9 protein-coding genes are annotated in these 11,699 nt (G+C 71.8%); 2 read left to right on the top strand and 7 right to left on the bottom strand.

Annotated elements, in window-relative coordinates:
- Nucleotides 1-71: 71 nt before the first annotated feature.
- The 3 genes from ACFSZT_RS26095 to ACFSZT_RS26085 all read right to left on the bottom strand — a co-directional run bounded on the left by ACFSZT_RS26095 (nucleotide 72) and on the right by ACFSZT_RS26085 (nucleotide 2,539).
- On the bottom strand, nucleotides 72-824 hold the full coding sequence (locus ACFSZT_RS26095) for an adenosylcobinamide-GDP ribazoletransferase (RefSeq protein ID WP_377385244.1): 753 nt from the start codon (nucleotides 822-824) through the stop codon (nucleotides 72-74).
- Nucleotides 814-1,845 (bottom strand): nicotinate-nucleotide--dimethylbenzimidazole phosphoribosyltransferase, encoded by a 1,032-nt coding sequence (gene cobT / locus ACFSZT_RS26090; protein ID WP_377385246.1) that lies wholly within the window; start codon nucleotides 1,843-1,845, stop codon nucleotides 814-816. Before cobT ends, ACFSZT_RS26095 begins: the two co-directional genes overlap by 11 nt.
- Nucleotides 1,846-1,909: 64 nt before the next feature.
- Nucleotides 1,910-2,539, bottom strand: coding sequence for a bifunctional adenosylcobinamide kinase/adenosylcobinamide-phosphate guanylyltransferase (locus ACFSZT_RS26085; protein WP_377384656.1), 630 nt, complete (start codon nucleotides 2,537-2,539; stop codon nucleotides 1,910-1,912).
- 36 nt (nucleotides 2,540-2,575) lie between these two features.
- Between ACFSZT_RS26085 and ACFSZT_RS26080 the strand changes: the two genes are divergently transcribed.
- Nucleotides 2,576-3,511 (top strand): cobalamin biosynthesis protein, encoded by a 936-nt coding sequence (locus tag ACFSZT_RS26080; protein WP_377384658.1) that lies wholly within the window; start codon nucleotides 2,576-2,578, stop codon nucleotides 3,509-3,511.
- On the opposite strand, the gene ACFSZT_RS26075 is transcribed toward ACFSZT_RS26080, so the two are convergent.
- On the bottom strand, nucleotides 3,502-4,245 hold the full coding sequence (locus ACFSZT_RS26075) for a CbtA family protein (protein WP_377384659.1): 744 nt from the start codon (nucleotides 4,243-4,245) through the stop codon (nucleotides 3,502-3,504). The two genes, ACFSZT_RS26080 and ACFSZT_RS26075, sit on opposite strands and share 10 nt — an antisense overlap.
- Nucleotides 4,246-4,257: 12 nt before the next feature.
- Nucleotides 4,258-4,476, bottom strand: a complete 219-nt coding sequence (locus ACFSZT_RS26070; RefSeq protein ID WP_377384661.1) for a CbtB domain-containing protein — start codon at nucleotides 4,474-4,476, stop codon at nucleotides 4,258-4,260.
- A 393-nt stretch (nucleotides 4,477-4,869) separates the two neighbouring features.
- Here ACFSZT_RS26070 and ACFSZT_RS26065 point away from each other — a divergent pair, with 393 nt between their 5' ends.
- Nucleotides 4,870-5,085, top strand: a complete 216-nt coding sequence (locus ACFSZT_RS26065) for a hypothetical protein (RefSeq protein WP_377384663.1) — start codon at nucleotides 4,870-4,872, stop codon at nucleotides 5,083-5,085.
- 187 nt (nucleotides 5,086-5,272) lie between these two features.
- Here the strand turns inward: ACFSZT_RS26065 and ACFSZT_RS26060 are convergent, their stop codons facing one another.
- The gene (locus ACFSZT_RS26060; RefSeq protein WP_377384665.1) at nucleotides 5,273-6,724 is read right to left on the bottom strand and encodes a glutamate synthase subunit beta; all 1,452 of its coding nucleotides are present in this window, start codon (nucleotides 6,722-6,724) and stop codon (nucleotides 5,273-5,275) included.
- Nucleotides 6,725-6,792: 68 nt separating this feature from the next.
- Nucleotides 6,793-11,325 carry a glutamate synthase large subunit gene (gltB, locus tag ACFSZT_RS26055; RefSeq protein WP_377384667.1) on the bottom strand — a complete coding sequence of 1,511 codons (4,533 nt, stop codon included), beginning with the start codon at nucleotides 11,323-11,325 and terminating at the stop codon, nucleotides 6,793-6,795.
- Between the last annotated feature and the right edge of the window lie 374 nt (nucleotides 11,326-11,699).

Genomic DNA, 11,699 nt, shown 5'->3' with positions numbered 1-11,699 from the left:
GAGGTCCCGGGCGAACTGCGTCGCACCGGCCGCCAGCTAATCGGCGGGTAACGCCTTTGCGCGAGAGGAGATCAGGTGCTCGTGACCACCAGCGCGGCCGCGGTGGCCACCTCGACGCACGCCCCCAGCACATCGCCCGTGCCGCCGCCCAGCCGACGCACACACCGCCACAGCAGCACACCCGCCGCCGCGTACCCGGCCAGGACGGCGACGGGCCCTTGCCACCACGGCAGCCCAGGTGCCAGCGCCGCGAGCCCGGCCACCGCGCCGCCGACGACCACCGCGACCGGCACCGGCACGGCACCGGCGACCGCCGCGCCGAGCCCCTCCGGCCGCGCCGGCGGCACGCCACGCACGCAACACAGCGGCAGCACCGCGCGCCCGGCCACGACTCCGAGCGCCGCCGCGACGACCCCGTGTCCCTGGGCCACCGCACCGGCCAGCGCAGCGATCTGGACCAGCACCACCAGCAGCAGCGCCGCCACCCCGGTCGGTCCCGCGTCGCCGCGCCGCATGATCTCCAGCGCGCGCTCGCGGTCGTAGGAGGCGCCCAGCCCGTCGGCGGTGTCGGAGAGACCGTCGAGGTGCAGGCCCCGCGTCGCGAGCGCCACCGCACCGACCGCGAGCGCCGCCGCGACCAGCGCAGGCACCCCGGCCAGCCCGCCGACCCACACCACCGCCCCCGCGAGCACAGCGGGCACCACGGCGGCCACGGGAGCGAGCAGCATCGCCGCACCGGCGACCCGCCTGTCGATCGTGCCCGGCGCGGGCACCGGCAACGCCGTCAGCGTGCCCAGCGCCATGCGCAGTGCGTCACGCAAGATCGGCGAGCCGGCCCATCTCGGTGAGCACCGCGCGCGCGTTGCGCAGCACCGGCACCGCCTGTACCGCGCCACTGCCCTCACCGAGGCGCAGGCCGAGGTCGAGGATCGGGTCCAGACCGAGCGCCTTGAGCGCGAACGCCTGCGCGGGCTCGGTCGAGCGGTGCCCGGCCAGCCACCACCGGGCGGCCTCCGGTGCGATCTCGCGGGCGACGAGCGCCGCCGCGCACGGGAACACGCCGTCCAGGACCACCGGCACCCCGCGCACCGCGGCCTGCACCAGAAAGCCCGCCGTCGCTGCGGTACACGCGCTGCCGAGCGCGGTCACCAACTCGAACGGGTCGCTCACCCGCTCGCCTGCGCGCGCTCGCGCCCGCTCGATCACCGCGACCTTGCGCGCCCGGCCCGCCTGGTCGATGCCCGTTCCGGTGCCCACGACGTCGTCGGCGGGCAACCCGAGCACGGCGGCCACGAGCGCCGAGGCCACCGTGGTGTTGCCGATGCCCATGTCGCCGGGAATCAGCAGGTCCGCGCCCGAGCCGATCTCGTCGTCCGCGACCCGTCTGCCCGCGGCGAAGGCACGGGCGGCCTCACCGGGTTCCAGGGCGTCGGTGACGTCGATCGAGCCGGACCCGCGACGGATCTTCGCCGCACGCACCTCCTCGGGTACGTCGTCGAGGTCGGCGTCCACGGCGACGTCGAGCACGCGCACGCGCGCGCCCACCTGCCGGGCCAGGACGTTCACGCCGCTGGTGCCGGCCAGGAACACCCGCACCATCGATGCCGTGAGCTCCCTCGGATACGCCGACACCGCGCCCGAGGCCGACACACCGTGGTCGCCCGCGAACACCACCACGCGCACGTCGTCCAGCGGCCGCGGCGGCACCGTGCCGTGCGCGGCACACAGCCACGCCGCCAGCTCCTCCAGCCTGCCGAGCGCCCCGAGCGGTTTGACCAGTCCGTCGAGACGCTCCTGTGCCTCGCTGCGGGCCCGTTCGTCGAGCGCGGGGATGGCGTAGGTCATCGGCTCTCCTGCTCCTTCCGGCCGGTCGTGCGCGGCGCGATCACGGCTCATGCGCCTCTCCTTGTCACGTCAACGTCAGTGCGCGCCCGGCCACCACGAGCCGGACCGACTCGGAATGCGACGCCACCTCGGTGTTGAGGGCGCCGAGGACGTCGCGGAAGATGCGGCCGGACGCGGTGTGCGGCACGACGCCGCTGCCGACCTCGTTGCTCACCGCCACCACCGGCACCGTGGCCTGCCGCCACGCGTCGACGAACGCCAGGAGCCGTTCGTCCACGCGTTGCTGCCAGCCGTCCTGCTGGTGCCAGGCACCCACCTCGTCCAGCACGCGGGAGAGCCACGTGCCGAGGCAGTCGATGAGCACGGGTGTGGTGGACTCGCGCAGCGCCGAGGTGAGATCGGCGGTCTCGACCGTGCGCCAGTGCGCGGGTCTGCGAGCGCGGTGGGCGGCGATCCGGGCCGCCCATTCCGGGTCGTCGTCGCTGGGCGGCAGCCCGGAGGCAACGTAGGTGACGTGGGGATAGCGGGACATCAACTGCTCGGCGTGGCGCGACTTGCCCGATCGCACGCCACCGAGGACCAGCGTCCTGCTGGGGCCCGGGAAACGGCGGCCGTAACCACGCAGCAACGCCGCGCCGGTCTCCAGCCGATCGGCCACGAACTCGAGGAGCCGTCGCCTCGGATCGTTCATCATGGTCGGCATTCTTGCCCACCGGCTAGGGTGCGCGCTGTGTTCCGTGCCCAAGCTGTCACCGCCGCGGGAATCGTCGCAGGTTACGCCGCCGACGTGGTCTTCGGAGATCCACGGCGCGGGCATCCGGTCGCCGTGTTCGGCAGGGCGGCGGGGGCGCTCGAACAGCGCATGTGGGCCGACTCGAGGCGCCGGGGAGCTGTCTATGCAGGCGTGTGCGCGGGCGCGGCGACGGCCGCCGGAGCGCTCCTCCAGGCCGGGACGCGCACCCGCCCGCTCGCGCGATTCGCCGTCACCGCCGCCGCGACGTGGACCGTGCTCGGCGGCACCGGCCTGGCGCGGGAGGGCGCGATCATGGCGCAACTGCTCGACGACGGCGACGTCCCCGCTGCGCGCGCCCGCCTCGGGCACCTGTGCGGACGCGACGCCGACCCGCTCGACAGCACGGGCCTGGCCCGCGCGGCCACCGAGTCGATCGCCGAGAACACCTCCGACGCCGTCGTCGCGCCACTTTTCTGGGGCGGGCTCGCCGGAATCCCCGGTCTGCTCGGCTACCGCGCGCTCAACACACTCGACGCGATGATCGGCCACCGCTCGCCCCGGCACGAACGGTTCGGCTGGGCAGCCGCTCGCGCCGACGACGTCGCGAACCTGGTGCCCGCGCGGCTGAGCGCGCTGGCCGCGGCGGTCGCGGCGCCGCTCGTCGGCGGCAGGCCGGCGCGGGCGTTGCGTGCGTGGCGACGCGACGCGGCCCGCCACCCCAGCCCGAACGCCGGACCGGTCGAGGCCGCTTTCGCCGGCGCGCTCGGCGTCCGGCTCGGCGGCACGAACAGCTACGGCGGCCGGACCGAGGATCGCGGGACGCTCGGCGACGGTCCCGCGCCGAGACCTGCGGATCTTCGGCGGTCGGTGCGGCTGTCGCGGCTGGTGGGTCTGGCGGCGCTGGCCGTCGCCGTCGGGGCGGCTTATCGCTGACCTGCCGCGACCTCGGCGGGAGCCGGACGCAGCACCCGGTCGGCGAGCGGACCGAACACGAGGCCGAGCGTGCCCCACAGCACCACCTGCGTGCCCAGCGAGGCCACCCGGAAGTCCCACAGCAGCGAGCCCGGGAACTCGGGCGGCACCTCGTCGACCGCGGGCAGCAGCGCGCCGCACACGGCCATCACGGCGACATAGCCGCCGATGCCGAGCAGTGCACCCGGTCCCGCGCCGAACCGGTCGGCCAGCGTACGGCTGGTCGCCGCGGCGAGGAGCGCCGCCACGAGGGACAGCGCGAGGAACCCGAAGTGCAGCGCCGTGCGGTCACCGATCGTGCCGTCTTGGCCGACCGCCGGCGGATTCGCGGGGTACTTCAGAAACGGCACCAGCACCACCACCGCGAATGCGCTCGCCGCCAGCAGCACCGCGGACACCCGGGGCCGCAGCGTCGTGGTCACGCGGCCGTGCAGGACGGCGAAGACGATGGCGAACAGCCCGCCCATCGCGACGGCGTACCCGGCGATGCCGGTGAACAGGCCGAGGCTGCGCTGCGTGCCGCGGTCGACGAGCGCGTCCTCACCGTGGTGGTGACCGTGTGCGGCGTGCGCCGATTCCTCCAGCCCGATCGCGGCGTCCACGGAGGGTTCGCCGGCGACGTAGGCGAACACGGTCGCGAGCACACCCGCGGCCAGGCCCGCGAGCATGCCGCGGACCAGCAAGGTCCTCATCATGGTCTCCCCCGCTCAGTGGCAGGGGAAGGCCAGCAGGTGCCGGCCGTCGTGGACGAACTCGTGGACGAACCCGTCCGTGGCGAACAGCTCGACCGCGCCCGCCTCGGTGCTGACGAAGAAGAGGATCAGCACCGCGAGCACGCTCGCGAAGATCGCCCACGGCAGGATCTCCCGGAGCGGAATGCGGATCTGGCGCGGATTCGGGACGGCGGTGACGCTCGCCTGCGACATCGGCAACCTCCTCGGGCTTGACGCGGCCCGCTCGGAAACGGTGGCGATGCCGGCGGGTCTGACTCCCGAGCGAACTCGGTTACAGTGGCGCGACCGTGCGGATTCTCACCGGCTTCCGGCCGACATCGCGGTAGCTCGTCGAGGCTATGTGCGCAGTCCGCCGGGTGTCAACGTGATCGTCTGCGACGCGTGCCGGCGAGTGTTCTCCGGTGTCGCCGCCCGGATATCTCCGAAGTAGACGCACGAAAGGGTGATCGCGGCCCTGCGCCGGAACCCGGCCGCGCTCCCTCGCGACCTGCTCGGCGTCGGACCACGCCGGGCAGGTCCGCCCGAGGAGGGACCACCTGCCCGGCGTCCCCGGCACTCCAGCACTGTCGTCGGAAAGGACTCCACATGGCCATGCACCACGTCGCCACGTTCTGCGGCAACTGCAACTGCGGCTGCCCCGAGCTGTACTACGACCACGACGCACCGGAGGACAAGCGCGTCGTCATCACCGACGACTTCGGCCAGCGCATCCAGATGAGCCTGGACCAGTGGAACGATCTCGTCGCCGAAGCCAAGGCGGGCAACCTCGAGAACCTGGGAGCGGCGCCGGTTCCGGCCTGACCACACCCACAGCGGAGGCCACCGTCCAGCACCGGACGGTGGCCTCCGCCGTGTCTGCTTCCTGTGTCACCGTGTCTGCGCTCTGTGTCGTCGTGTTGGCGGTTGGCGTAGCTCTCGGCACCGCAGCGGCGGACACGGCGACGGGAGTGGCCGACACGCGTGTGCCGGCCACTCCCGTCGGCACCCGTTACGAGATGGGGCGATCCGTCGGTGCGATCGGTACGGGCAGCAGGTCACGGCCCGTCAGGTAGGCGTCCACGCCCGCGGCCGCCGAGCGGCCCTCGGCGATCGCCCACACGATCAGCGACTGGCCACGGCCCATGTCGCCCGCCACGAACACCTTGTCCAGGCTCGTCTTGAACGAGGCGTCGCGCGCGACGTTGCCGCGCTCATCGAGCTCCACCCCGAGCTGCTCCAGCAGACCCTCCCGCTGCGGGCCCACGAAGCCCATCGCGAGCAGCACCAGCTGGGCGGGCAGCTCCCGCTCGGTGCCCTCCACGGGGACGAACTTGCCGCCCTCGTTGCGGACCTCGACCAGCCGCAGCGCGCGCAGGTTGCCCTCGTCGTCGGCGAGGAACTCCTGCGTGTTCACCGAGTACAGCCGCTCGCCGCCCTCCTCGTGCGCCGAGGAGACCCGGTAGATCATCGGGTAGGTCGGCCACGGGTGAGCGTCCGAACGCGACTCCGGCGGCTTCGGCATGATCTCCAGCTGAGTCACCGACCGAGCGCCCTGCCGGTGCGCCGTGCCGACACAGTCGGCGCCGGTGTCGCCACCGCCGATCACCACGACGTCCTTGCCCGCCGCGCTGATCGGAGGCTCGTCGAGCGTGCCCGCGGCGACCCGGTTGGCGAACGGCAGGTACTCCATCGCCTGGTGGACACCCGGCAGCTCACGGCCGGGAACCGGCAGGTCCCGCCATGCCGTCGCGCCACCGGCGAGCACGATCGCGTCGTACTCCTCCCGCAGCTGGTCCGCCGTGATGTCCACGCCGACGTTCACGCCCGTGCGGAACTGCGTGCCCTCGGCGCGCATCTGCTCCAGCCTGCGGTCGAGCCGGCGCTTCTCCATCTTGAACTCGGGGATGCCGTAGCGCAGCAGCCCGCCGATCGCGTCGGCGCGCTCGAACACCACGACGTCGTGCCCGGCCCGCGTCAACTGCTGGGCCGCCGCGAGCCCGGACGGCCCGGAGCCGACGACCGCGACCTTCTTGCCCGTCTTCGTCTCCGGGATCTGCGGCGTGACCCAGCCTTCGTCCCACGCGCGGTCGATGATCGAGATCTCGACCCGCTTGATGGTCACCGGGTCGTCGTTGATCCCGAGCACGCACGCCGTCTCGCACGGAGCCGGGCACAGCGTGCCGGTGAACTCCGGGAAGTTGTTCGTGGCGTGCAGACGTTCGATGGCGTCGCGCCAGTCGTCCCGCCACGTCAGCGTGTTCCACTCCGGGATCAGGTTGCCCAGCGGGCAGCCCTGGTGACAGAACGGGATGCCGCAGTCCATGCAGCGGCCCGCCTGCTGGGTGAGCTTGGACCGCTCGAAGTCCTCGTAGACCTCGCGCCAGTCCTTGATCCGGACGTCCACGGGACGCGACTTCGGCGTCTCCCGCTTGGTCGTGAGGAATCCCTTGGGGTCAGCCATGAGCCGCCTCCTGTGTCTTGCGGGTGACCCGCACCCCGTCGGCGGTCATGGCGTGGGCTTCGCGATTGTCAGCCATGAGCCGCCTCCATGATCGCTGCGTTGACGTCCCTGCCGTCGCGCTCCGCGGCGGCGCGCGCCTGCAGGACCCGCTTGTAGTCCTTCGGCATCACCTTCGAGAAGCGGGGCAGCGCCGACTCCCAGTCGGTGAGCAGCGCGTGGGCCACCGCCGATTCCGTCTCGGTGTAGTGACGCTCCACCGCCTCGAGCAGGAACTCCACGTCGTGGTCGTCGAGCTCGTCGAGGTCCACCATCTCCCGGTTGACCCGGCCGATCGTCAGGTCGAGCACGTAGGCCACGCCGCCGGACATGCCTGCCGCGAAGTTGCGGCCCGTCGGCCCGAGCACGACGACGCGGCCACCGGTCATGTACTCGCAGCCGTGGTCGCCGACGCCCTCGACGACGGCCAGCGCACCGGAGTTGCGCACGCAGAACCGCTCGCCGACCTTGCCGCGCAGGAATATCTCACCGCTGGTGGCCCCGTAGCCGATGACGTTGCCCGCGATGATGTGGTCCTCGGCGGCGAAGCGGGCGTCCTTGGGCGGGCGCACGATGATCCGCCCGCCGGACAGTCCCTTGCCGACGTAGTCGTTGCCGTCCCCGAACAGGCGCAGCGTGATGCCCCTCGGCACGAACGCGCCGAACGACTGCCCCGCCGTGCCCGTGAACGTGATGTCGATGGTGTCGTCGGGCAGGCCCTCGCCGCCCCACCGCTTGGTCAGCTCCGAGCCGAGCATGGTGCCGACCGTGCGGTTGACGTTGCGCACCGGCAGTTCGAGGCGCACCTTGTCGCCCGAGCTCAGCGCGCCCTCGGCCAGCTGGATCAGCGTGTTGTCCAGCGCCTTGTCCAGACCGTGGTCCTGGGCCACCACCTGGTGCCGCGACGCCCTCGGCTCCAGCTCCGGCACGTGGAAGATCGGCGACAGGTCCAGACCGGACGCCTTCCAGTGCTCCACGGCGTCGCGGGTGTCGAGCAGCTCCGCGTGGCCGACCGCCTCGGCGATCGAGCGGAACCCGAGCGCGGCCAGGTACTCCCGGACCTCCTGCGCGATGAACTCGAAGAAGTTCACCACGTACTCGGCCTTGCCGTTGAACTTCTCGCGCAGCGCCGGGTTCTGCGTGGCGACCCCGACCGGGCAGGTGTCGAGGTGACACACCCGCATCATGATGCAGCCCGACACCACCAGCGGCGCCGTCGCGAAACCGAACTCCTCGGCGCCGAGCAGCGCGGCGATGATGACGTCGCGGCCGGTCTTGAGCTGGCCGTCGGTCTGCACGACGATCCGGTCGCGCAGCCGGTTGGCGAGCAGCGTCTGCTGGGTCTCGGCAAGACCGAGCTCCCACGGACCGCCCGCGTGCTTGATCGACGACAGCGGCGAGGCCCCGGTGCCGCCGTCGTGCCCCGAGATCAGCACGACGTCGGCGTGGGCCTTCGACACGCCCGCCGCGACCGTGCCGACACCGACCTCGGACACCAGCTTGACGTGGATCCGCGCCCGCGGGTTGGCGTTCTTCAGGTCGTGGATCAGCTGCGCCAGGTCCTCGATCGAGTAGATGTCGTGGTGCGGCGGCGGCGAGATCAGGCCGACACCCGGCGTGGAGTGCCGGGTCTTCGCGATCCACGGGTACACCTTGCCGCCGGGCAGCTGTCCGCCCTCGCCGGGCTTGGCCCCCTGCGCCATCTTGATCTGGATGTCGTCGGCGTTGACGAGGTACTCGCTCGTCACGCCGAACCGTCCACTCGCGACCTGCTTGATGGCGCTGCGCCGCTCCGGGTCGTAGAGCCGCTCGGGATCCTCGCCGCCCTCACCGGTGTTGGACTTGCCGTGCAGGCGGTTCATCGCGATCGCCAGCGTCTCGTGCGCCTCGGCCGAGATCGATCCGTAGGAGATGGCGCCCGTGGCGAACCGCTTGACGATCTCCGAGACCGGCTCGACCTCCTCGATCGGCACCGGCGGGCGCACGCCCTCCTTGAGGCCGAACAGGCCGCGCAGCGTCATCAGCCGCTCCGCCTGCTCGTCGACCGCCCTGGTGTACTCCTTGAAGATCTCGTACCGGCCGGTGCGCGTGGAGTGCTGCAGCTTGAACACCGTCTGCGGGTTGAACAGGTGCGGCTCGCCCTCGCGCCGCCACTGGTAGTCGCCGCCGGTCTCCAGCTCGCGGTGGCTCGGCCGCATGCCGTCGGCGGGGAACGCCCGGCGGTGCCGCTCGATGACCTCGCGGGCGAGCAGGTCGAAGCCGACGCCGCCGAGCCGCGAGGTGGTGCCGGTGAAGCAGCTCTCGATGACCTCGTCGCCGAGGCCGATCGCCTCGAAGATCTGCGCGCCGGTGTAGGAGGCCACAGTGGACACGCCCATCTTCGACATGGTCTTGCGCACGCCCTTGCCGAGCGCCTTGATGAGGTTGCGCGTGGCCTCCTTGGCGGTGACGCCGGGGATCTTGCCCTGCTCGGCGAGTTCCTCGACGGTCGCCATCGCCAGGTAGGGATTCACCGCGGCCGCGCCGTAGCCGATGAGCAGCGCGATGTGGTGCACCTCGCGGGCGTCGCCGGACTCGACGATCAGTCCGACCTGCGTGCGGCTCTTCTCCCGCACGAGGTGGTGGTGCACGGCGCCGGTCAGCAGCAGGGACGGGATGGCCGCGTGGGTGGCGTCGACACCGCGGTCGGAGAGCACGATGAGCCGCGCGCCGCCCGCGATCGCCTCGGAAACCTCGGCCCGGATCTCGTCGAGCCTGCGCACCAGCGCCTCGCCGCCGCCCGCGACCTCGAAGGTGCCCTTGACGGTGTAGGACTGGAACTCCGGCAGGGTGCCGTCGTCGTTGACGTGCACGAGCTTGGCGAGCTCGTCGTTGTCGAGCACCGGGAACGGCAGCACGATCTTGCGGCAGTGCTCGGGGCCGGCGTCGAGCAGGTTCGGCTCCGACCCGAGCTGCGTGCCCAGCGCCGTCACCAGCTCCTCGCGGATCGCGTCCAGCGGCGGGTTGGTGACCTGCGCGAAGAGCTGGGTGAAGTAGTCGAAGATCTGCCGCGGCCTGCTCGACAGCGGGGCCAGCGGCGAATCGTTGCCCATCGAGCCGATCGGCTCGGCACCGGTCCGGGCCATCGGCTCCAGCAGAACGCCGAGCTCCTCCTCGGTGTAGCCGAACGCCTGCTGCCTGCGCACCAGCGACGAGTGGGTCGGCACTTCGCGCTCGCGCTCGGGCAGCTCGTCGAGGTGGAGCAGACCCGCGTCGAGCCACTCGTCGTACGGGTGCTGCGAGGCGAGCTCGCCCTTGATCTCCTCGTCCTCGATGATCCGCCCCTCGGCGGTGTCGACGAGGAACATGCGGCCCGGCTCGAGCCGGCCCTTGCGGACGATCGAGGACTGCTCGACGTCGAGCACGCCGACCTCGCTCGCCAGCACGACGAGACCGTCCTCGGTGACCCAGTAGCGGGCGGGCCGCAGGCCGTTGCGGTCGAGCACCGCGCCGATCTGCGTGCCGTCGGTGAACGACACGAGCGCGGGGCCGTCCCACGGCTCCATGAGCGTGGAGTGGAACTCGTAGAACGCCCGGCGCGCGGGGTCCATCTCCTCGTGGTTCTCCCACGCCTCCGGGATCATCATCAGCACGGCGTGCGGCAGCGAGCGGCCGCCGAGGTGCAGCAGCTCCAGGACCTCGTCGAACGAGGCGGAGTCGCTGGCGCCGCGCGTGATGATCGGGTAGATCCGCCGCAGGTCGCCGGGGATGAGGTCGGTCGCGAGCTGCGACTCGCGCGCGTCCATCCAGTTCCGGTTGCCCTTGAGCGTGTTGATCTCGCCGTTGTGCGCCACATAGCGGTACGGGTGTGCCAGCGGCCACGACGGGAACGTGTTGGTGGAGAAGCGCGAGTGCACCAGGCCGATGGCGCTGGTGACGCGCTGGTCGGTCAGGTCGAGGAAGAACCGCTCGACCTGCGGCTCGGTGAGCATGCCCTTGTAGACGATGGTGCGGCCGGACAGGCTCGGGAAGTAGACGCCGGAGTCCACCAGCTCGTGCTCGGCGCGCTTGCGCACCACGAACGCGGCCCGCTCGAGCGCGAGCCCGGTGACGTCCTCGCGCTGCGGGGCGAGGAACACCTGGGCGAAGAAGGGCATGGTCGTGCGTGCGGTGGCGCCGACGTGCTCGGTGTCGACGGGCAGGTCACGCCAGCCCAGTACGCGCATGTCCTCTTCGGCGGCGATGCGCTCGATGGCGGACATGGCCTTGCCGCGGCCGGTCTCGTCCAGCGGCAGGAACGCGGTGCCGACGGCGTACGCGCCCGGCTCGGGCAGATCGAAGTCGACGACCTCGCGGAAGAAGGCATCGGGAACCTGGATGAGGATGCCGGCGCCGTCGCCGGTCTCCGGTTCGGCGCCGCGGGCGCCCCGGTGCTCCAGGTTGCGCAGGGCGACCAGCGCCTTGCGCACGATCTCGTGGTCCTTGCGACCGGAGAGGTCGGCGACGAAGGCTACGCCGCAGGCGTCGTGCTCGTACTGCTCGTCGTACAAGCCCTCGGTCGGCTTGTGCGGTGCGTGGCGGGTCACGGCTTGCCGCCCTCCTTGGCTCGGCACGATCAGGCCGGGCGGTTAACCGATCGGGTGAGCCCGGTCGGTTAACGGTCCGGCCTGGTGTCGCGATGGTCAGTAGGGGACTTGCCGATGGCGGTCAGCCCGAAGTGGGCATGCGACATCGACGTGTCGACCACACTCCGTTGTGCGGCTGTTGCGTGCGGCTCGTCAGTGAGCGCAGCGCGTACCGGCCGGTGCGCAGGGTTCGCCTGCTGATCCGGCGCGCGCGAAAGGCTCCCGGGGTTTGCCGGTCTTATGACAGTAATGTGAAATCGCCGTTATCGGGAATGGTCAGCGGTCGCACGTGGGAAACAACACTGCGGGATTGACGCGGGGCGCGTCAGATGGTT

The sequence above is a fragment of the Prauserella oleivorans genome (assembly GCF_042685745.1).
GTDB classification, from domain to species: domain Bacteria; phylum Actinomycetota; class Actinomycetes; order Mycobacteriales; family Pseudonocardiaceae; genus Prauserella_A; species Prauserella_A oleivorans.
The sequence above is the reverse complement of the archived record's forward strand: the minus strand, read 5'-3'. Positions and strand labels throughout refer to the sequence as shown.